Origin of the sequence: Rahnella sp. BIGb0236 (assembly GCF_004364755.1) — a bacterium.
Classification (GTDB): domain Bacteria; phylum Pseudomonadota; class Gammaproteobacteria; order Enterobacterales; family Enterobacteriaceae; genus Rahnella; species Rahnella victoriana.
This window is the reverse complement of sequence record NZ_SOAO01000001.1, coordinates 269,220-290,822: the sequence shown is the minus strand read 5'-3', so window position 1 is coordinate 290,822 and position 21,603 is coordinate 269,220. Positions and strand designations below refer to the sequence as shown.

The following is a 21,603-nucleotide window of genomic DNA, read 5'->3' as shown; positions in this document are numbered from 1 at the left end:
GTTTTAGGGTCCCGCGTATCGATGAGTACGCGGGTAAATTTCCGCTACGATCGATCATCCTGCCATAAATTTCAGATAGGGCGCTGGGAATGTTAAACATTTGATGTGAAATGCCGATATACAGACTCCTGCTCCGTTTTGAGAATCTCCCGATGTCGCTTAAAAAGTCGTCTTTGCTTGTCCTGGTAGTGCTTTTTGCCCTCTTTTTCACCAGTATGCTGTCGAACGTCTGGCTGCTCACCCGGAGTAATCACTCACTGGATGACGTGAACAAAGAGATCCGTGTGGTGCTGTCTATTATTGATCCGATAAACCACAGCCGGACCTCCCGTGTCCGGGTGATGGAATATATGAAAGAAATTGAAAATGGCGATGGTCAGCAGTCAAAACCTGCGCTGGACGGCGTCAGTGACGTTATCAGCAAAGCCGATGCGGCGTTTCAGGCGTATCTTGCTGCACCCAAATTGCCCGGTGAAAGCGGGCTGGCCGAGGAATACCGCAATACCTATCAGGATTATCGCCAAAACGGTATCCAGTCTTTGATCGATGCAGCGAAAGCGGGCGATCAGGCAGCGTTCAAAGCGCGGATACCGGTGGTGGTAAAACTCGATCGTCAGTATGAAATCGTGCTGGATAAAGTGCTGGCGCTGCATGAAGAGTACGCCAGAAATCTCAACAGCGATGCGCAAAGCAACTTCAAACTGGGTATCGGACTGACGATCGGTTTTGGTTTGTTATTCCTGATCATCATTATCAGTGTATTGGTGTTACTGAAACGTTTTGTTCTGACACCGTTGCTGAGTTCCCGCGATCATTGTCGTCAGATTGCAGAAGGCTATCTTGATACGCCGGTGCCGGTTAAAGAAAAATCCCGCAGCGAAATCGAAGAGCTGATGCAGTCGATGGAACATATGCGTCAGTCGCTGACGCGGATTATCGGGCAGGTGCGCGACACCAGTCATACGGTAGCGCATGCATCACAGGAAATTTCTGCAGGTAATATTGATCTGGCTTCGCGCACTGAACAACAGGCTGCCGCGCTGACACAGACTGCCGCCAGCATGGAAGAACTGGGCGCGACGGTAAAACAAAATACCGAGAACGTTTCCCGTGCCAGCAGTCTGACCCGTGAAGCGGTGCAAAATGCGCGGGCAGGTGAGAAAGTTGCGCAGGATGTGATTGGCACGATGGGGCGCATTAACAGCAGCTCGAAAAAAATCGAAGACATCACGGGTGTGATCAACAGCATTGCCTTCCAGACAAATATTCTGGCGCTCAATGCCGCCGTCGAAGCCGCGCGCGCGGGCGAACAGGGGCGCGGATTTGCCGTGGTGGCCAGCGAAGTGCGCAGCCTGGCACAGCGCAGTGCCGTGGCAGCAAAAGAAATTGAAAGCCTGATTTCGGAATCAGTGACCAATATCCGCGAGGGGTCTGATCAGGTCTCACGTACCGGTGAATCCATCTCTGCGATCATTTCTTCCGTCACACAAGTCAATGTATTGATGGAACACATCTCGACGGCATCTGATGAACAAAGTCGCGGGATCAGCCAGATTGAACAGGCGGTGACAGAAATTGATGGCGTGACACAACAAAACGCCGCACTGGTTCAGGAATCAGCGGCTGCCGCCGCGTCGCTGGAAGAACAGGTCTTATATCTGACGCGATCTGTATCAGCGTTCAGGCTGGCGACGGTGTAATTAATCACTGTAATCAATATATTTTCAGCTGGAAGAGTTAATTAAAGCCGGTCATATCATAAAAAATGTCCGGCTTTATTATAAATGAAAATTAGTGAAGTTATTTACAAGGATTACTAATTATTTTTGTTTTCGTCGATATATTTCTCTGTCAGGGGGAATAACTATTATTGTGAATCTTAACTTTGGGTATATGATGGACGCGGCTAATAATAAAACGTAATCATGTATTCATTTACCAAGTTAATGAATGGTTTGTTAAATATTGATGTTGTCATTATTAGTCAATGACCTCTCCTGACTTATATAGGGAAATACAGATGCCTGATATAAAAAATGCCATATCCTTGTTTGCGTGGGTACTGACATCGACCTTTGCTGTTTCGGCAATGGCGGCGGATGGAACCATTACCTTTAATGGAAAAGTGACAGACACCACCTGTTCAATTGCCGTGAATGGCGGTACCGGGAATGCAACGGTGACATTACCCATGGTTTCATCAAATAGTCTGAAAATATTAGGTGAAACCGCCGGTGCAACGCCCTTCAATATCTCTTTGACCGCGTGTTCCGGCACTGCATTAGGCATGGCCAGCACATATTTTGAACCGGGGACGTATGTCGACAGTACAACCGGCCGGCTGAATATTGATTCGACCGTCTCGGATGCCGCAAAAAATGTTCAGGTTGAATTACTGAACGCCAGCATGGATCCCATTATCGCCGGGACTTCTGTTGCAAATGGTCAGAATGATATCGCGGTGGACATTAGCGCAGGCAGCGGGACATTAAATTATTTCGCCCGCTATTACGCTACGGCGCAATCCGTTGCAGGTTCTGTCGCTACGCAAATTGATTACACGATGACTTACGAGTAACACATGTTGGGGTGAAAGAGGAGTTTCACCCCCTATTAACAACAGAGGATTTCAGGGATGGTAAAAGCTTTATTTCTTAGCGTAATAATCGCCTTCATTTTTTCTTATAAAGCCTACTCAGAAGTGGTGATCAATGGTACCCGGATTGTGTTCCATGCACAGGATAAGGAAGCCGTTGTCCAGCTGAAGAATACCGGTAAAAATCCTTATCTTGTACAGATGTGGCTGGATAAGGGTGACCCCAACGCCAGACCTGGTGAGGTTACTGTGCCCTTTGTGGTGAATCCGCCCGTGGTGCGTATTGACCCTGAAAAGGGGCAAGCCATCAGGCTGATGATGACGGGCGGGCAATTACCTCAGGATCGGGAAACTCTATTTTGGTTTAATCTTCTGGAAGTACCGCCCAAAGCAACGGCGATGATCCAGTCAGGGAATAATGTGTTGCAGATGGCATTCCGCACGAGGGTGAAACTATTATACAGGCCTGATAAATTGCATCCGTCACCTGTGGAAGTGTATAAGGCTTTAAGGTTCTCACTCAGCGGCGATAAATTAACGCTCACCAATGATTCTCCCTATTTTATTACCTTCAGTAAGCTGGAAATCAGAAAATCAAAAAATTCTGCTATCCTCGCACGCGTGGAGCATTTCGACCAGAGAATGGTGGCGCCTGAAGGGAAAATAGAATTCATATTGAAGTCTGTCGCAGATCATCCTCTTCATGGTGAGACTTTATTTTACAGCGTCATAAATGATTACGGCGGGGAATCAATTAATGAACAGGTGTTGGGGAATAATATCTGATGCAACACCGTTCTCATTGATAGTGACGTTAATGAGAATGGCTGTGGGGGTAATATCAGTATTCGTTTTTAATGCTCATCCGGCGGAACAAAAAGAGGTCATATTTAACAGTGCCTTTCTGCGATCCGCTATTGACGTGAGTGAATATGCAGAAGGTAATCCTGTTCCCCCCGGAAAACATCGGGTAGATCTATATGTCAACGATAAATGGAAAGGGCGAACCGAGGTTAATTTTGCTTTGCCGGATAATGACTCAAAAATTGCCCGTGCGTGTTTTGATATCCGGCTGGTTTCTGAAATGGGTATCGATATTGAAAAACTTAATGCCAATGTCGTGGAGCAACTTAAAGACACCGCTCACTGCAACGATATCAGTCGCGTGCTCACCGGACTCGATAGCCGTTATGACGTCACCACTCAGCGTCTCAATGTGCAAGTTCCGCAGATTTATTTGCTACGTCATGCGCGCGGTTATGTCAGCCCTGAATTATGGGATAAAGGTATCACGGCGGGGACAATTGAATATGACTATAACGCCTATCATGCCGAAATGTCGGAGACACAAAATCTCTCGACACAATATCTCGGTTTGCGGGGCGGTATAAACTGGGATGTCTGGCGGTTGCGCTACAGGGGCACATTTAACTGGAGCGATGAGAATGGTTGGGACTATGACAATACCAGCACCTACCTTGAACGCGCGATAGTGCCGTTGCGCAGCAAACTGGTGATGGGAGAATCCATGACCGAAGGACAGGTGTTTGACAGTGTAGGTTTTCGCGGGGCGATGCTGGCTTCAGATGACCGGATGTTTATGGATTCGCAACGCGGTTACGCGCCGGTGATCAGTGGCGTGGCAAATACCAATGCGCTGGTCCGGGTGTCCCAGCGCGGTATGCGCATTTATGAAACCACGGTTCCGCCAGGTCCTTTTATGATTGATGATCTCTATCCGACCGGCACCGGCGGCGACCTGCTGGTGACGCTGAAAGAAGCCGATGGCAGCGAACGCAGTTTTACCGTGACCTATGCATCGATTGCAGAATTACTGCGACCGGGCACCACACGCTATACCCTGATGACCGGAACATACCGCAATGCCACGGTGGATGAAAAACCGCTGATTGCGCTGGGATCGTTACGACACGGGTTTACCAATTTGATCACCGGTTATGGTGGCCTGCTGGGTGGGGAAGAGTACCAGTCTATTGCCGGAGGTATCGCCCTGAACATGGCGGTGGGGGCAGTGTCTGGGGATATAACCCATGCGCGTACACAGTTGCGAAATGACATCGAAAAAGAAGGACAGAGTGTCAGTGTGGCCTTCTCAAAAATCCTGCCGGTGATCAACACCCACATCACGCTGGCGAATTACCGCTATTCAAGTGCCAGTTATTACAGCATTGATGATGCGATGCTGATGCGGTATGAGCAAAACCAGTCAGGTAATACCGGTTATTCCGGCAGTATCAATCGTAAGAATCGTGCGCAAATCAGTGCAACACAGGATTTACCGGATGTCTGGGGAACGATGAACCTCAGTGCCAGTACTCAGGATTACTGGAATAAAAGCGGACGTGATACTGAATATCAGATTGGCTACACCAATACGTTTACGTGGTTCAATCTGAACATCAATGCCAGCCGCACAAGGGATCTGGTCAATAATGTCTCGGATACCAAAATTGCCGTGGGGATTTCCTTACCTCTTGGCAACCGCGAAACATCAGCTTACCTCAATTCAACCTACCTGCAGGAACGCGATCATCAGGGCGTGCAGAACGCGATCGCGGGTTCGGCGGGAGAAAGCCGGCAATATACCTATAACATTTTCGGTAATACCGACCATTATTCCACGGCGGAAACCCGCAATACCGTCGGGGCAAGTGGCAACTGGAATTCCCCTTATACCCGTCTGGGCGGCAGTGTTTCCGCTGGACAAGGCTATCAGCAATATGGTGTGGCGCTGTCGGTTATGGCAATGGCGTGGTATTCACACCTCTTATGGGTGACACGATGGCGGTGGTGGAAGCGGAACATGCCAGCGGAGCCACCGTGACCAACAATTCCAGCCTGTCTCTGGATAAATCCGGCAAAGCCGCAGTGCCGTATTTAACGCCATACCGCCAGAACAGCATTGAACTGGATCCCAAGGGACTCTCCAATGACATTGCGCTTGACGTCACCAGCCAGAACAGTGTGCCCACTGCCGGTGCGGTGGTGTTATTGCAATACAAGACCGATTTCGGCTATTCCGCATTGCTGCATGTCAGCCATATTCGTGGCGAGGAGATTCCGTTTGGTACGCCAGTCACCGATGAAAATAACGAAACGGCCGGGTACATCGCGCAGGGCAGTCAAAGTTTTGTGAGGGTAAAAAGTCGCGAAGGAATACTCAGAGTGAAATGGGGAAATGCGCCGTCGCAGCGTTGCGCGTTAAGGTACCGGCTGCCGGATGATACGCAGACCAGGGACGATAATCTGCGGCGTGCCGACGTGGTATGCCAATAATCAGGGAAAATGACATGGGCAAAATCTTCAGAGCGATCTTCTTTGTCGCATTCATGTTTGCCGGAATGAATGCCCGGGTTCAGGCGGAAGGCAGTTGGGTTGATTGCAACCGGACAAACGGTGTTTACCAGTATTTTGCTTCTACCGTCATTCAGGTGGGTAAAGATGCGAAGGTGGGTGATTTGCTGGGGGGGTGGATGACCTCTTCGAATCCGACGGCATGGACGTGTGCTCAGAGAAATACCGCTCAGACCATTTCACCGCAGATGGCTGTGCTGGGCTATCCCCCTTATCCCATCTGGAATGCTATATCGACGGAAGGCCAGACTTACAGTGTTTACAATACGACCGTAAAATCCGGCCTTGGTTATGTCTCCCGCTGGCGCTATACGGTAAAGGGACAGACCAGCGTGTGGTACCCGCTGACCGTGGCGCCGGGGATCTTTCAAATACCCGCGGAACTTTTCCCTGTCACCTATGACAGCGGAAAGTCCTTTAATGTCGGTGTTGATGTACAGATCCGTTTTGTTAAGACGGCAACGTCGCTGAGTGCTGGCCCGACACCGCTTTTCGACCCGATGTACATGCGCCATTATCAAACTTATGGAGGAGCCTCCGAACAGGGCAGTGGCACCTATATGATCGCGCAGTTTGCGAACGGAGCCGCCATTATTGCGACGGGGGGAACCTGCACGACGCCCAACGTGGATGTTACATTGCCCCCGCAGCCCGGTCAGAATTCAGCGGCCCGGGTTACACAACCTCCCGCACGGATTTTAAACTCAATTTCACCCAGTGCCCGGCCGGGCTGGCCAGTATCAGCTATTCGTTTACGCCAACGACAGCGATTAAAAACAGTTCGCAGGGTGTGTTTGCATTGGACAGCACGTCAACGGCTGCCGGAGTCGGATTACAAATGCTGAATGATCAGGATGTTCCGGTGACATTCAATACCGACTATTTGTTGGCGGATTATAATTCCAGCGCGGCTAACGCGAACTATGCGATCCCCCTCAGGGTCGGTTTGTATCAGACTGAAAATACGGTCTCTTCAGGGAATGTAAGTGGTGCCGTGACTTTTACGCTGAAGTATAAATAATTAAAAAGAGCTGTTGTTCGCCATGAAAACCATAACATCACTGCCACTGTGTATATTGCTCTGGGCATCATTCCTTCATCCGGGAATAAGTGAAACGTATATAAACCGGACTCGATTAATATTCACCCCTCACTCCCTCGATGAATCGTTCACCCTGGTAAATGAAGGGGCTAAGCCTGCACTTATGCAGTTCTGGATTGATAAAGATGATGCGGAAAAGAAACCTGAACATATTCAGGTTCCCTTTATTGTGTTGCCGCCGGTCTCAAGACTTGAACCTAAAAGTTCACTGGGGATACGCGTACTGTATACGGGTGAGAATCTCTCCAGACAGGCAAATGCCGAGTCACTGTTCTGGCTCAATGTCCTTGAAATTCCGCCCGAAATGTCAAAGGAAGAAGCGAGTCATACGTTGCAGATGGCAATACGCACCCGGATCAAAGTTTTCTACCGTCCTCCTGCAATTGGGAAACTCACCAGCAGAGAGGCCATCACGAGATTATATTTTTCTCACGCCACCGAAAATAACAAATCGCTGCTTCGCATAGAAAACCGGTCGCCTTTGTATATCACCCTGACTGAAGTGAAATATAACGATGGGCGACGGGAAGACAATTTACCTGATGATGGCATGATTGCCCCTTTCAGTCATATCAATATTCCCTTTGCTCATTTTGATAAAAAAGAAAAATCAGCGGTACGCTTCAGATACATAGATGATTATGGTGCGGTGAGTAAATATCATGCTGCATCCGTAAAATAAGAATGTATTTTCAGTCCGTCCGCCATCGCATGGGGGCACGGACTGAAGGGATCACAGCCCGGTATTCCATATTGCACTTTTATCTGAACACGCCCACGGCTTCTACCAGCCTGTCCGCCTGTCGTTTCAGCCCGGAAGAGGCGTTGGCACCTTCCTGAACCTGAATTGAATTCTGATGCGTGATGCGATCCAGTTCTTCTATTGCTTTGGCAATATCGAGTAAACCCAGATTTTGTTCTCCGGTGGCACTGCGAATTTGTCCGATCAGGGCGCTGACATTTTGTACCTGAGAGACAATGTCGGCCATGGTTTTCCCCGCCTGATCAACCTGCTTCGAACCCGAGACCACCGTTTCCACACTGCTGTCGATCAGACGTTTGATTTCGCTGGCGGCGCTGGCGCTGCGTTGCGCCAGACTGCGGACTTCACCCGCCACCACGGCGAAACCTTTGCCTTGTTCACCTGCCCGCGCTGCTTCGACGGCGGCATTGAGTGCCAGAATATTTGTCTGGAAAGCGATGCCATCGATCACATTGGTGATGGTGGCAATTTGCCGGGAACTGTCGGTAATTTCCTGCATGGTGCCGACAACGTCCTGCATCGCATTGCTGCCTTTTTCCGCTGCGGCGCTGGCTGTCAGGGAAAGTTTGTCCGCTTCGGCCGCTGTCTGAGTGTTACTTTCAACGGTCGCGCTCATCTCATTCATTGCCGCTGCTGTTTGTCCGACGTTTGCGGCAGTTTGCTCCGTACGCTGACTCAGTGCTTCATTACCATTCGCCAGTGACTCGCTGGCCGTGCGGACTTTATGCGCCTGGTCGTTGACGTCATCTACCATCCAGCGGCAGATCAATCCGAGCTGGCCGACCGATCGTAACGTCATCCCAATTTCATCGACGCGCGCCATCGGTGTGATCGTATGACTCGCGCCACTGGCCACCCGCAAGGTCTGACTGCAAAGTTGTTCGACCGGACGGGTGATTTGCCATTCCAGCCAGCAACCCAGCAGCAGAATGAAAAATGCATTGAGTGCTAATGCCATCGTCATTTGCATGGCGGGCAGGGAAGCCAGCGCAAAAAGTGCGAGTGAGTTAAGGAGGAGGAGTGCCAGCAAACTGCTGCGGATCCGCCAGCGCACCGTGAGCGTTTTGAGAATGGAAAAACTGCGGGTGATGCCGGTACGGATCAACAGTCCGCGATGCAACCGGCGGTTGTTCAGTTCGCCACGATTCATCTTGTCATACAGCGTTTGTGTCTCACTGATTTCGGCGGCGGTGGGTTTGGTGCGGACAGACAAATAGCCTTTGGTTTTCCCGCCACGAATGATCGGCACAACGTTAGCGCGCACCCAATAATGATCGCCGTTGCTGCGGCGGTTTTTCACCAGCGCAGTCCAGGGAAAACCTTGCTGTAATGTGCTCCACATATCTTTGAATGCGGAAGGCGGCATATCGGGATGACGAACAATATTGTGAGGCTGCCCGATAATATCTTCACGGGCAAAACCGCTGACTTCAATAAATGCATCGTTGGCGTAGGTAATACGGCTGTCGGCATCAGTCGTTGACATTAATGTGGCATCGTCAGGGTACTGATATTCCCGTTGGGATACTGGTTGATTATTGCGCATAGTGACATTTCCGTGGCCAGACTGCGGTTTGAATGAGATTAAGGATCCTTAACTATTAACATGTCGGCATAAGCAAAATTTTCTTTAGCGGGAATACTCACGTTCCCGGAATTAATCGTTTCTCGAGGCAAGGCAGCCCGTTTTTTGCCCATTTACCGCCTGCCGTGGCGATGTTTTAAGCAAAGCGAAGGCTTTATCGCCATTTCATTCACACACCATCACGCAGCGGAGTTGCCAATTTTTCTTTATACGACGTCGTTGTGACTCCAGACTTAATAGGTCTGGAGTCATAAACCTTTTGCCTAAGATCTTCAGGCTTGTTATAACTCTGCCCTATGATTTTTAAGGTGAAATTAGGCAGATGAATAACGCCGGATCCGCAACAACCGCTGAAACAGGATTTGCTGCCGAAAATGTCGGGCGGCATGTGCTCGCCTATCTTCAGAAGATCAAAATGACGCCGCTGGCAAAACTGGATGATTTTGATGAAGAGGGGAACGCGACCGTCGGACAGGTGATCAATATCTGGATCCGGCTTTCGCTGATCCTGACGAGACGCCGTCCGGAGATTGCGGTGTCCTCGTTAATGAAACATGTGTTGCCGGTAATCGGTGAAGTGCCATTAAACAAAATGACCCGTTTGCGGCTCAACAGACTGTTCAACGTCTTGCTGGCCGAAGGGAAAATTTCAGAAGCCAAACGCGTGTTCGCGTTGTGTAAGCAATTTTTCGGCTGGGCGGAAACCCAGGGCTATCTGACTCATTCGCCGCTCAGTTCAATGAAACGCCGTGATGTCGGGGGGAGAAATACGCCGCCTCGCGAGCGGGCGTTAACCGATGCGGAAATTTGGATTTTCTGGCATGGCCTTGATTTATGGGATATTTCAGAACAATGCCGCTGGGCATTACGGCTATGTCTGCTGACGGCAAGGCGTCCGGATGAAGTGGTGCGCGCCCGCAAAGAGGAGTTTCATTTACGTATTGGCCTCTGGCGGCAGGGAACGCGCAATAAATCAGCCCGCGACCACAGTCTTCCGCTGACGCCGCTGATGATCACTTGCATTAATGCGTTGATTTCAGCCAGCCCCGGAGAGAGTCCGTGGCTGGTACCTTCGCCACTCGATGCGCAAAAACCACTGTCGCGTGGCGCGGTGACGCAGGTCATCCGGCGGATGTTACGGGCGGAACGCGGTCTCGGCATTGACGCTTTTACGACGCGCGATTTACGCCGGACAGCACGATCAAAATTATCCTCCCTGAATGTGCCTAACGATGTCGCCCGTAAAATCATGAATCATTCACTGGAAGGGATTGACCGTGTTTATGACACTCATGATTATCTGCCGCAGATGAAACAGGCACTCGACGCATTTTCTGACAATATTCAGGGCATCATTGATGCGCCGGATTATCTCGATTTACGTCATCAGTTTGAAGGCGAATCCCTGCAGGTTCATGAAAGTTCGCTGCTGTATATGGAAAGATAACCGCGTCAGGGCGATGTTGACCAGAAGACAAAGATCCACGATTGATAACAAAAAAGCCGGTCAGAAGCAGACCGGGAATAAGCCAAAGATGTGAACTGCTACACTTGTGTATTGATTTGGCAACGCCAGAAGACAGAGGACTTAATAATGCTATCACAACGAAACAATGCCATCGGGCTGCCAGAACCGACGCAGACCCTTTTGCTGAGCAGCGGCACCGCAGAGAAAAAACGTCAGGAAATCCGCGATTATTTTATTCAGACCTGGGAATTGTATGAGAGCCTGTTTGACTGCCTCGCGGACGAACGCGCTTATTTTACTAAGGCGATTTCACTGCGCCATCCGCTGATTTTTTATTTCGGCCATACCGCGACGTTTTATATTAATAAACTGATGGCAGCGGGGCTGATCCCGAAACGTATTGATTCACAGATTGAAGCCATGCTGGCGATTGGCGTCGATGAAATGAGCTGGGATGATCTTGATGATCAGAACTATAACTGGCCGTCTGTCGCCAATTTGCGTCAGTATCGCGACAAAGTTCGGGAAGAAGTGCTGGGGATTATTGATTCCATGCCGCTGAGTTTACCCATTGGCTGGGACAGTCCGGCGTGGGTGGTCCTGATGGGTATAGAGCATGAACGCATCCATCTGGAAACGTCCAGTGTCTTGATCCGACAGTTACCGGTGGAATGGGTTAAGCCTCAGCCCCATTGGCCAGCCTGTGATCTGGCCCGGCATGACCGGAATACGGTGCCGGAAAATACGACACTGGCGGTAAAAGGTGACGTTGTCACGCTGGGTAAGCAAGATGATACCTATGGATGGGACAACGAATATGGCACATCTGAGCATAAAATTCAGGCCTTCAGCGCCAGTAAAATGCTGGTCAGTAACGCTGAATTTTATACTTTTGTGCAGGCGGGCGGTTATCAGGATGCACAATGGTGGGACGACGAAGGGGCAGGCTGGCGGGATTTTGCGCAGGCCGGGATGCCGACTTTCTGGGTCGGATCTCCGCAGGAACCTGAACAACTTAAATTGCGGCTGATGACGGAAGAAGTGCCGATGCCGTGGGACTGGCCGGCGGAAGTGAATCAGCTGGAAGCGGCTGCATTTTGTCGCTGGAAAGCGGCGGAAACCGGGGAATCGGTGCAATTGCCAACAGAAGCGGAGTGGATGATTTTGCGTAATCAGGTGCCTGGTGACCAGCCAGACTGGGAAACCGCGCCGGGCAATATCAATCTGGCGTGGTGGGCATCATCCTGTCCGGTGGATCATTTTGCTCAGGGTGATTTTTACGATGTGGTGGGCAATGTCTGGCAATGGGCGTCTACCCCGATCAGCGGTTTTGACGGCTTCCGCGTGCATCCTTTGTATGACGATTTTTCGACGCCAACGTTTGATGGTAAACACTCGATGATCAAGGGCGGAAGCTGGATTTCAACCGGGAATGAAGCACTGAAATCATCGCGTTATGCTTTTCGTCGTCATTTCTTCCAGCACGCCGGTTTCCGCTATGTGATCTCCAGCCATCAGGAAGTGGTGGCCGTGAACCCGTATGAAACCGACGGGCTGGTCGCGCAATATCTCGATTTTCAGTATGGCCCGCGGCATTTTGATGTGCCGAATTATGCGCAACAACTGGTTGATATTGCATTGAAAAACAGTCAACTGCGGGGAAGGGCACTGGATATTGGCTGCGCCACCGGCAGGGCGAGTTTTGAACTCGCACGTCATTTCGATTCCGTGACCGGTATGGATTATTCCGCGCGGTTTATTGATGTTGCGCTGGCATTAGCGCGTGGTGAAGCCTGCCGTTATGTGATCCCGGAAGAGGGCGAACTGGTAGATTATTGTCAGGCAGCATTGTCGGACGTCAACATCAGCACCGCGCAAACGGAACGGGTGACTTTTGTGCAGGGCGATGCCTGTAATCTCAAACCCCAGGCAGAATTGTTTGATCTGGTTCTGGCGGCAAATCTGCTGGACCGGTTACGTGAACCCGCGCGTTTTCTGAAAGATATTGCCCCGATGATCCGCAGTGGCGGGTTGTTGATGCTTTCTTCGCCTTATACCTGGCTTGAAGAATACACGCCAAAAGCGCAGTGGCTGGGTGGTTTTCGGGAAAATGGCGAAGCTGTGACGACATATCAGACGCTCCGTCGTCTGCTGGCCAGCGAGTTTGAAGAAGTGCAGAAACCACAGGATGTGCCTTTCGTGATCCGTGAAACCGCACGAAAATTCCAGCATACAGTAGCGGAACTGACGCTCTGGCGTAAACGTTAATCCCGTTTTGTCTGTCATTAACACAGGGTCGCTTCGGCGACCTTTTTTATTGCGGTAACGCAGTCAGGCTGGAATTCGAGAGCTGCGCATTCCACCTGTTTGAAAAGAACTTATCTCAGTAGCTGATGCAATCACTGTTGTTGATGTTTAAACGCATAAGAATGTTGTAACTAAAAAAAGTTTTTTTGAGCGATGACGTAACATCAGTGACTGTTTTAAATCGCGAGGAGCATGAAGAGAAGGGGGGAACGATGAGGTGGGATGTGTAAATGCCGGACATTCAAGCCCGGCATTCATAATACAGACTACATTACTTATCAGTCGGGCCGCAGCCGCCGATCATTTTAGAAATTGAAATAGCCGGGTGCAGGAAATAATCGTAGTCACAATTTTTTTCTTTATTATTAACACTGCCGGTACAGCCTGAGAGGGTGGTCACTACTGCTGCCAGAAGGGCAATTTTCAGAATGTTTTTCATGTAAATTCCTTTTTAAAAATAGTCAGTTATATTTCATGGCCATGATTGGACAATCTGGCAGGCGAAATATACGCCTATCATTGGTGGCTGGCAAACAAAATACAAGTTCCGCGAATGTATTTACCTGATTAAATTTCGGGAAAATCTATTAATAAATATATAATATGAGTCGTAATTAAATTATATTAATAATGTTTCAAAGCTCTGTATTCATATATCTAATAAATCATGCGCTTGCTTGTCGTCATCCGGCGTCACAGTTCTTCTTTCACCGGTCATTTAATGGCACACTGCCGTCATTACGTTGTTGGAATGAATGTTGTCTGATGAAAGCTTCCTGGTATTTCTGCTCACTGATCCTGTTTGCACTTCCTGTTTTGGCGGCTACGCCGAAAGGACTGACGGAAGCGCAATGTATCGCGCTTAAAAATGCCCGTGTTAATGCCGCCGCTATCGGGCTGCCAACACGTGGTGCCCAGATCGTTACCGTTGCGATGGCGGGGCAACCTGGTAATCAACATTGCAAGCTGGAAGGGCAAATCAAACCTGTTGACCTGAAGGCACCGGATATCAATTTCCAGCTTTATCTGCCCCTCAGCTGGAATGGCAAAGCCCTGCAACTGGGCGGCAGCGGTTTTGATGGCGCCGTCAAGGATGCAGATACCGCACGGCTGGCTCCCGCTGCGACCCCCGGCGCACTCAAACAGGGTTATGCCACCTTTGGCAGCGATGCCGGTCATCAGGGCGGTGTATCCGATGCCGCGTTTACCCTTAATGACGAAGCCTGGAAAAATTTTGCCGGTGAGCAGATCAAAAAAACGCACGACGTGGCTGTCGCGCTTATCCGCCAGGCCTACGGCAGTAAACCTTCCCGCATGTATTTTCAGGGCAACTCTCAGGGCGGTCATGAAGCGCTGGCCGCCATCCAGCGTTATCCGCAAGATTATGACGGCGCTATCGCGATTCATCCGGTTTATAACGTGGTTGAATTACACATGGCCGGCATCCGCATCGGCCAGGCAGTCTATAACACACCGGGCGCATGGATATCTCCGGCTAAAGCGGCCTTAATCGCCAATGCGGTATCCGGTGCCTGCGACAAGCTGGATGGTCTCAGTGATGGTGTTGTTGCCAATACCCGTGCCTGCGAGGCAACTTTTAAACCTGAGCGGCTGCGTTGTGAAGGCAAAAAGGATGTGGATAATTGTCTGACTGCGCCTCAGCTTGCTCTAGTGCAGATGCTCAGCCAGCCGGTGCCGCTCGGCGTGACGCTGCCCACCGGCGATCACTTTGCACCGTGGCCAATATTACAGGGTGCCGACGCGTCAGCGGTGGTCAGCGTGTTTGGCTCCGGCGCCGATAAACCCAGGCCTGCAGCACGCAACATTATTATTTCCTTTCCTTATATGATGGGTGATCAGGCCGTGCGCTACGAAGTGATGCGTTCGCCGGATTATGATTCCCTCAATTTTGATCCTGCTGCACATGCGGCTCGTCTGAATGAGCTGGCGTCACAGGTGGATGATAATAATGCCGATATCCGTGCGTTTGTTCAGCACGGCGGAAAGCTGTTGCTGATGCATGGCACTGCAGATATGGCGGTTCCTCCCGGTAATACCGTGGCGTATTACGAGAAGCTGAAAGCGCAGTTTGGCGAAAAAGCATTGCATCAGTTTGCCCGTTTTTATCTGGCTCCGGGCTTTACTCACAGCAGCGGCACTTTTCGCGCAAGCTGGGATTCACTCGGGGCGCTGGATAAATGGGTCGATCACGGTATCGATCCCGGACAACAGGTGATGACCGACACCAATAAAGCCACTGCCGGTCGGGAAATGCCGCTGTGTGAATATCCGCAGTTTCCTGAGTACAAGGGACAGGGCGATACAAAATCTGCCTCCAGCTTTGTGTGCACAAACAAATAAAAACTCTCCCGCTGTCAGCCAATTGTCAGATTCAGCGGGTACACTTTCATTCAAGATTGCAAGCAGTTTTACCTATATATAATCACAGGTGAATGAACGTTCTCAAAAAACTTGAACATCCGTTCAAGTCTTGGCATTATCCTCGTCTGTCTATTTTGCTTCGGTTCTAACTGTGGCTTATCTGTGTAAAGAAGCTCGCCGTATCACCATCCTCGAAGCGGCCGCGCGTGTCGCGCGACGTGAAGGGCTGGCGGCGACAACTGTCCGCCGGGTCGCGCTGGAAGCCGGGGCGGCAACAGGTCAGGTTCATCATCACTTTTCCAGCGCCGCTGAATTGCGTGCACAGGCCTATACGCAGGTCATGAAAGTCCTGAAAGACCAGCTTCTGGAGCAATGCCAGAGCCTGACCGCCCGCGAACGTTTACATCTTTTTCTAATCGACCCGAAAGATGATCACTCTCTGATGGCGATCCCGCTCTGGCACGAAGCCATGCTGCTGACCGAACAGGAACCGCTGATGAAAGCGGCATTTGCCTTGTCAGTGGCTGACTGGCATCAACTGGTTTCCGATGCCATCACCTTAGGCAGGCAGAAAGGGGAGTTTGTTGAGGGGGAGTCCCCTGAGCACATTTCCTGGCGGCTGATCGGCCTGAGCAGCAGCATGGATGCCATGTCGCGTCTGGAATCCCTCGGGCTAACCGCAGGATGTGCGGAATATAATCTCAACCGCGCGATTGAGAATGAGCTTTACCCATACCTCGCGGAACCGGCTGAAGTTTAAAAAATAATGATCACATCAGCCGTGTCATTGTCGTCAATGTATTTTCAACATCTGTCGCGTACTGAATCAGTGACGTGACGTTATAGCAGCACAGGGAGTTCATTTTGCAAAGCGAACAGAAACCTGATTTTCATGATGACTTGATCAAAGAGTTACTTTACTGGATCGAAGTCAATTTAAGTGATCGTCTGACCATGGAAAAAGCCTCGAAAAAGACCGGCTATTCTCCCTGGTATCTTCAGCGTTTGTTTAAAAGTAAAACAGGTTATGCACTGGGGAAATACATCCGTGACCGTCGTCTGACCATGGCGGCTATCGCGTTGCGTCTGACCAATATGCCGATCCTGGATATCTCGTTGTATTACTCGTACGATTCGCAGCAAACCTTCACGCGTTCATTTAAAAAGAACTTTGCCGAAACGCCGGGAATGTATCGTCGTAACGCCTCCTGGACCATGAACGGCATCACGGCGCCGCTGACTGTTGATGAATTTCCGCAGCCGGAATATGACATCGTGGAAATGCCGGAAATGGCGTTTGATGGCAAAACCACGACCCATTCCTATCCGATTGAAGCGTTATTCAACAGCAAAAACCATGTTCATCGCGCCGAGCTGCTGCGTTATCTGGAAACCCCGGAATCGCTGCTGGCACCGGTGTGGGGATTATCTGATTGCCGCCCTGATACTAACGACGAAGTCGCCAATGCTTTGCAGATGGAATACACCGTGGCCCATCAGGTCTACGCCAGCGACAGCCACACTATCGTCGTGCCCTCCGGCCGCTATCTGAAGATCAATTATCCGTACGATCTCAGTCGCCTGAACGATTTCATTCTGTATCTTTATTCCGTCTTCCTGCCAACACTGGGTCTGGAATTTATCATGCAACCCGATCTGGAAAAGTATTCCCGTGAATCGGCGCTGAACGGTGTCACCTGTGAATATTATATTCCGCTGGCCAGATGATTCAGGCGCTGAAAACAAAAAGGCCTCTCGCAATGAGAGGCCTGGCTGCGGACAGGGGAAATCAGTTAAACACCATACCGCCATCGATCAGCAATGCCTGACCGGTCATATAATCTGAATCCGGACCGGCAAGATAAGAAACGCATGCCGCGACATCTTCCGGCTCAGAAAGACGTTTCAGGGTAATGTTTTTAGCAAATTCCTGCGTACCATACCCGACTGGTTTGCCCGCTGCGGCAGACACCTGACGGTCAATCTCCTCCCACATTGGTGTTTTCACAATTCCCGGACAATACGCATTCACCGTGATACCCAGCGAAGCCAGATCACGCGCCGCGGTCTGGGTCAGGCCGCGCACTGCAAACTTACTGGAGCTGTAAATGGCCAGCTCAGGATTCCCGACATGTCCGGCCTGTGAGGACGCATTGATAATTTTGCCGCCGTGCCCTAATGATTTGAAAGCTTTGACCGCCGCCTGAATCCCCCAGATGACGCCTTTCACATTGATATTATAAACTTTATCGACGATCTCGGGCGTGATGTCTTCAATCAGGGTTGTCGGAGCAATCCCGGCGTTGTTGACGATCACATCAAAACCGCCGAGCTGTTGAGTTGCTGCGTCGACAGCAGCAAAAACTTGTTCCCGGTCAGATACATCTGCCAGCTGGGCAATGGCTTTGCCGCCAGCATGGTTAATTTCTTCGGCGACTTTTTTTGCTGTCGCTTCGTTGTAATCCACAACGGCGACGGCAAAACCATCCTTCGCCAGACGCAGGGCAATTGCGCGGCCGATCCCCTGACCGCCACCTGTTACTAAAGCCACTTTTCCATTTTTAGACATACGACTATCCTCTATGTATTCGGTATCTTCTTCAGGTGCTGCGCGCAAGGCACGGTTTAACCGGCCCGGTGCCATTGCGTGAGCTATTCACTGGTTTACGCCTCCGGTCTCCGATGTGCAATTGTTAGCCACGGTCATTAACTTTTTCGATTCAGCGACCGGGCACGTCGCTGATCCCTCACGCAAGTCAGGTAGAATGGCGGAAATTGCACAACAGTGAGGATGCCGGAATGAACGGCCATAACATTGATCTTTTCCGTGAGAAGCTAAGTACGCTGGCGCGCTCATTACAACTTGCACCGCAGGTCGCTGAAAACCAGGTGCTTGACCGGATGGCACTGAGCTTTCGCAAATTGCTTAATTTTTTTGCAGAAGATGCCACGCTGACCGCGCAGGCATTGCTGTTGCCTCCGCACGCGCAGGCGACACAGGCCTTACTGATCACCCTGATCGCAGAAAATCTGCAATTCAGTCAGCAGGACAAATTGTTTCGCGATGATATTCCGGCGTCAGTCATGGCGCAGTGTTTTACCGGTATGCTGGTACAACTGGCTTACACACCGGGCGAACCGGCTGCCCGCCATCAAAACAGTCTGGCCTGTGCGAAATTGTTCTGCGAAGGGGTATGGCTGCGCGAGTGATAGTTTAAAACTTCATATATAAAGCAAAAATCGTTGGTTCTGTTCACCGGCAAGAAAGGGTTTACTGAGGTCATTCCAGCGGCAGACTGTGTTTGCCTGCTTTTGAAAAGCTTTCGCAAGAAAGTGGTGATTAACCGGAGGCCTGTATGTCAACGACTGCAAATACTGCTGAGCACCGCTCATTATGGCAGCGCATAACACATCGTAAGGTTCAGGATCGGCCAGAAGAAAGGGCGCAGGATACGTCGCGTCTGCTGGAAAGTTTTCTTGCGACCGGTTGTCTGTACGGTATCGATGTGGGGAACAGTGACCCGGCGTGGTTTCGCCGCTCCTGATCGCTACGTCCGGTTACTGCGTTTCAGCTACTGGAATGAGCTGTGCAACGGATCCCTTTTCTCCTGATAGTCCCTGTAGTGCCCTGAATGACTGGTGTTGTCGTTGCGGCAGGCGCAACCGCAGCATCAGGTATGAAGGTTGTTGTGGAAAGTCTCTCTGACCTCGTCGTGTAATTTTTTTGTTCTCTCTCATTTGTTGAGCCCATAACTTTCGCCGGTTATGGGTTTTTTTATGCAAAAAAATGCCCCGCAGTCAGGCGGGGCAATATACAAAGCCGTTAACAGGGGTCACGGCAACAGAAATATAAATAAAACACAGAAGGGTAAATGAATTGTGGTGATGAGCCACAACACGGCGAATAAATTAACACAACCTGGAATCGTTAAATAAATACAATTTTTATATGTCATATAAATATCCATTCATGCAGAATATCAATATAGGTCATTGAAATAATTAGCAATGAATAATAAAACAAAAGCTGTGAATTACACGGCGAACTTTATGAACTATATGGTTATTATTGAAGTGAGCTTTGACTCATAAATAAAGTACATATAATAAATTCAAGTATTCAATTAAATGATAAAGGAATGACGTCATGAAATTAAAAGCACTGGCTCTTATTATTCCAGCATTACTGGTTGCGGGCGCAGCGAATTCCGCTGAGATTTATAATAAAGATGGCAACAAATTAGATCTGTACGGCAAAGTTGATGCGCGTCACCAATTCTCCGATAACGTAGGCGATGATGGTGATCAAACTTACGTGCGTGTCGGCTTTAAAGGCGAAACTCAGATTTCTGATCAACTGACCGGTTATGGCCAGTGGGAATATAACGTACAGGCGAATAATTCAGAGAATCGCGGCACAGCAGGCAACGCGACCCGCCTGGGCTTCGCGGGTCTGAAATTCGCTGATTTTGGTTCATTCGATTATGGCCGTAACTACGGCGTTGTGTACGACGTTGAAGCCTGGACCGATATGCTGCCAGTATTCGGTGGCGATACCTATACCACGTCGGATAACTTCATGGTTGGCCGTGCAAATGGCGTTGCAACCTACCGTAATTCTGACTTCTTCGGCGAAGTAAAAGGCTGGAACTTTGCCCTGCAATATCAGGGTGCAAACGACGGTACCAACGATTCTGAAGGAACAAACAACCATCGCGATGTAGGTCATCAGAATGGTGACGGTTATGGTTTATCTACTACCTATGATTTCGGAATGGGTATTAGCGCTGGTGCAGCTTATGCGTCATCTGACCGTACAAATGATCAGTCAGCCGATAATCGTGGTGACAAAGCAGATGTCTGGACCATTGGTGCAAAATACGATGCAAACAATGTTTATCTGGCCACCATGTATGCTGAAACCCGTAATATGACCATGTACGGTGACTCAGAAATTGCAAATAAAACTCAGAACTTTGAAGTCACTGCGCAATATCAGTTTGACTTTGGCCTGCGTCCTGAAATCTCTTACCTGCAGTCAAAGGGTAAAGATCTGAATAACAACAATGGCGGCGATGATAACGACAAAGATCTGGTTAAATACGTCTCTGTTGGCGCGAACTATTACTTCAACAAAAATATGTCTACCTACGTTGATTATAAAATCAACCTGCTGGACAACGATGATGAGTTCTACACAAATCACGGTATCTCTACCGATGATGTTGTTGGCGTAGGCTTACAATACCAGTTCTAATCTCTGAAACTTCTTACTGAAGAATCTGAGTACTAAAACCCATCTCCGGATGGGTTTTTTTGTGCCCAACCCGTGATTTTATGTGCCTTTGAGAAGTGTCTGCCTTCAATAATGCAACAGTGTTTGTTATATTATTGACCAGATCACGTATAGGGCATTTCCTCTGTGATACGGTGCTTAACCTAAGACTTGGTTTCTCAGGACAATGACATGTTAGATTATCGCTTTCCGACAGCTATGCAGATGGTGTTTTGTATCGCTCAGTCCCAAAAGGCTGGCCAGCGTTGCACCAGTGCGATTTTAGCAACGGGTCTGGAAGCCAACTCCAGCTTTATTCGCAAACTGATGGTGCCGCTCACGCAGCACGGCATTATCGTCTCCACCCTTGGACGCACCGGCTCGATTACCCTTGGCCGCCCGGCGGAAGACATCTCCCTTCGCGACATCTATTGTGCCGTCATTGAAGATAAACGTCTGTGGGCCGCGCGCCCTGATGTGCCTGCTCGTTGTGTCGTCAGCGCCAATGCCTGCACTTACTTCAAGAATATCGTCAGCGAAGCAGAAGAGGCATCATTTCAGGTGTTAGCGCGTCACACGGTGGCTGACGCACTGGCTGAATTTGAACGCGGCGGCAAGTACAAGTGCACGAAAGATTTAGCGGCGGAATACGACAACAGTTCGCTTTGCTCTAAATAGCCCACTGAAAAAACCAGGACGTCTGGTTACTTACTTTTCAGAAAAAAGCACATAAGAAAGCCGGGATAATCT

The 21,603-nt window shown here is 49.8% G+C and carries 18 protein-coding genes and 1 pseudogene; 16 read left to right on the top strand and 3 right to left on the bottom strand.

Going from position 1 to position 21,603, the window contains the following annotated elements; all coding sequences use genetic code 11:
• Positions 1-152 precede the first annotated feature (152 nt).
• From EDF78_RS01250 to EDF78_RS01225, 7 genes and pseudogenes are all read left to right on the top strand, one after another.
• Positions 153-1,700 (top strand): methyl-accepting chemotaxis protein, encoded by a 1,548-nt coding sequence (locus tag EDF78_RS01250; RefSeq protein ID WP_133822321.1) that lies wholly within the window; start codon positions 153-155, stop codon positions 1,698-1,700.
• 320 nt (positions 1,701-2,020) lie between these two features.
• Positions 2,021-2,578: a fimbrial protein gene (locus EDF78_RS01245; protein ID WP_133822320.1), complete on the top strand. Its 558-nt coding sequence runs from the start codon at positions 2,021-2,023 to the stop codon at positions 2,576-2,578.
• A 57-nt stretch (positions 2,579-2,635) separates the two neighbouring features.
• Positions 2,636-3,382 carry a fimbria/pilus periplasmic chaperone gene (locus EDF78_RS01240; protein ID WP_133822319.1) on the top strand — a complete coding sequence of 249 codons (747 nt, stop codon included), beginning with the start codon at positions 2,636-2,638 and terminating at the stop codon, positions 3,380-3,382.
• Positions 3,330-5,753: pseudogene (locus EDF78_RS01235) on the top strand (fimbria/pilus outer membrane usher protein). The gene EDF78_RS01240 and the pseudogene EDF78_RS01235 overlap by 53 nt, the downstream one beginning before the upstream one ends.
• A complete protein-coding gene (locus EDF78_RS25680) occupies positions 5,642-5,893 on the top strand; it encodes a FimD/PapC C-terminal domain-containing protein (protein WP_347876869.1) in 252 nt (83 codons plus the stop codon). Before EDF78_RS01235 ends, EDF78_RS25680 begins: the two are co-directional and overlap by 112 nt.
• A 688-nt stretch (positions 5,894-6,581) precedes the next feature.
• Positions 6,582-6,992, top strand: a complete 411-nt coding sequence (locus EDF78_RS01230; RefSeq protein WP_133822318.1) for a fimbrial protein — start codon at positions 6,582-6,584, stop codon at positions 6,990-6,992.
• A gap of 22 nt (positions 6,993-7,014) precedes the next feature.
• Positions 7,015-7,755, top strand: a complete 741-nt coding sequence (locus EDF78_RS01225) for a molecular chaperone (protein WP_133822317.1) — start codon at positions 7,015-7,017, stop codon at positions 7,753-7,755.
• A gap of 79 nt (positions 7,756-7,834) precedes the next feature.
• On the opposite strand, the gene EDF78_RS01220 is transcribed toward EDF78_RS01225, so the two are convergent.
• Positions 7,835-9,382 (bottom strand): PAS domain-containing methyl-accepting chemotaxis protein, encoded by a 1,548-nt coding sequence (locus tag EDF78_RS01220; RefSeq protein ID WP_131694502.1) that lies wholly within the window; start codon positions 9,380-9,382, stop codon positions 7,835-7,837.
• Positions 9,383-9,743: 361 nt separating this feature from the next.
• Here EDF78_RS01220 and EDF78_RS01215 point away from each other — a divergent pair, with 361 nt between their 5' ends.
• Positions 9,744-10,868 carry a site-specific integrase gene (locus EDF78_RS01215; RefSeq protein ID WP_133822316.1) on the top strand — a complete coding sequence of 375 codons (1,125 nt, stop codon included), beginning with the start codon at positions 9,744-9,746 and terminating at the stop codon, positions 10,866-10,868.
• Positions 10,869-11,015: 147 nt separating this feature from the next.
• Positions 11,016-13,157, top strand: a complete 2,142-nt coding sequence (gene ovoA / locus EDF78_RS01210) for a 5-histidylcysteine sulfoxide synthase (protein WP_133822315.1) — start codon at positions 11,016-11,018, stop codon at positions 13,155-13,157.
• Between the two features lie 310 nt (positions 13,158-13,467).
• Here ovoA and EDF78_RS01205 read toward each other — a convergent pair whose 3' ends face one another.
• Positions 13,468-13,635: a YhfL family protein gene (locus EDF78_RS01205; protein WP_133822314.1), complete on the bottom strand. Its 168-nt coding sequence runs from the start codon at positions 13,633-13,635 to the stop codon at positions 13,468-13,470.
• Positions 13,636-13,961: 326 nt separating this feature from the next.
• Between EDF78_RS01205 and EDF78_RS01200 the strand changes: the two genes are divergently transcribed.
• The 3 genes from EDF78_RS01200 to EDF78_RS01190 all read left to right on the top strand — a co-directional run bounded on the left by EDF78_RS01200 (position 13,962) and on the right by EDF78_RS01190 (position 17,306).
• Positions 13,962-15,557 (top strand): tannase/feruloyl esterase family alpha/beta hydrolase, encoded by a 1,596-nt coding sequence (locus EDF78_RS01200; protein ID WP_133822313.1) that lies wholly within the window; start codon positions 13,962-13,964, stop codon positions 15,555-15,557.
• A 172-nt stretch (positions 15,558-15,729) separates the two neighbouring features.
• Positions 15,730-16,338, top strand: coding sequence for a TetR family transcriptional regulator (locus EDF78_RS01195; RefSeq protein WP_095925769.1), 609 nt, complete (start codon positions 15,730-15,732; stop codon positions 16,336-16,338).
• A gap of 104 nt (positions 16,339-16,442) precedes the next feature.
• A complete protein-coding gene (locus EDF78_RS01190; protein ID WP_095925768.1) occupies positions 16,443-17,306 on the top strand; it encodes a helix-turn-helix domain-containing protein in 864 nt (287 codons plus the stop codon).
• Positions 17,307-17,367: 61 nt separating this feature from the next.
• Here EDF78_RS01190 and EDF78_RS01185 read toward each other — a convergent pair whose 3' ends face one another.
• On the bottom strand, positions 17,368-18,147 hold the full coding sequence (locus EDF78_RS01185) for a (S)-acetoin forming diacetyl reductase (RefSeq protein WP_095925767.1): 780 nt from the start codon (positions 18,145-18,147) through the stop codon (positions 17,368-17,370).
• Positions 18,148-18,377: 230 nt separating this feature from the next.
• On the opposite strand from EDF78_RS01185, the gene EDF78_RS01180 reads away from it, so the two are divergent.
• The 4 genes from EDF78_RS01180 to EDF78_RS01165 all read left to right on the top strand — a co-directional run bounded on the left by EDF78_RS01180 (position 18,378) and on the right by EDF78_RS01165 (position 21,531).
• The gene (locus EDF78_RS01180) at positions 18,378-18,788 is read left to right on the top strand and encodes a hypothetical protein (protein ID WP_133822312.1); all 411 of its coding nucleotides are present in this window, start codon (positions 18,378-18,380) and stop codon (positions 18,786-18,788) included.
• A 146-nt stretch (positions 18,789-18,934) separates the two neighbouring features.
• Positions 18,935-19,123: a hypothetical protein gene (locus tag EDF78_RS01175; protein WP_095925765.1), complete on the top strand. Its 189-nt coding sequence runs from the start codon at positions 18,935-18,937 to the stop codon at positions 19,121-19,123.
• A gap of 602 nt (positions 19,124-19,725) precedes the next feature.
• The gene (gene ompC, locus EDF78_RS01170; protein ID WP_133822311.1) at positions 19,726-20,835 is read left to right on the top strand and encodes a porin OmpC; all 1,110 of its coding nucleotides are present in this window, start codon (positions 19,726-19,728) and stop codon (positions 20,833-20,835) included.
• A 210-nt stretch (positions 20,836-21,045) separates the two neighbouring features.
• A complete protein-coding gene (locus tag EDF78_RS01165) occupies positions 21,046-21,531 on the top strand; it encodes an Rrf2 family transcriptional regulator (protein ID WP_095925763.1) in 486 nt (161 codons plus the stop codon).
• Positions 21,532-21,603: the final 72 nt, after the last annotated feature.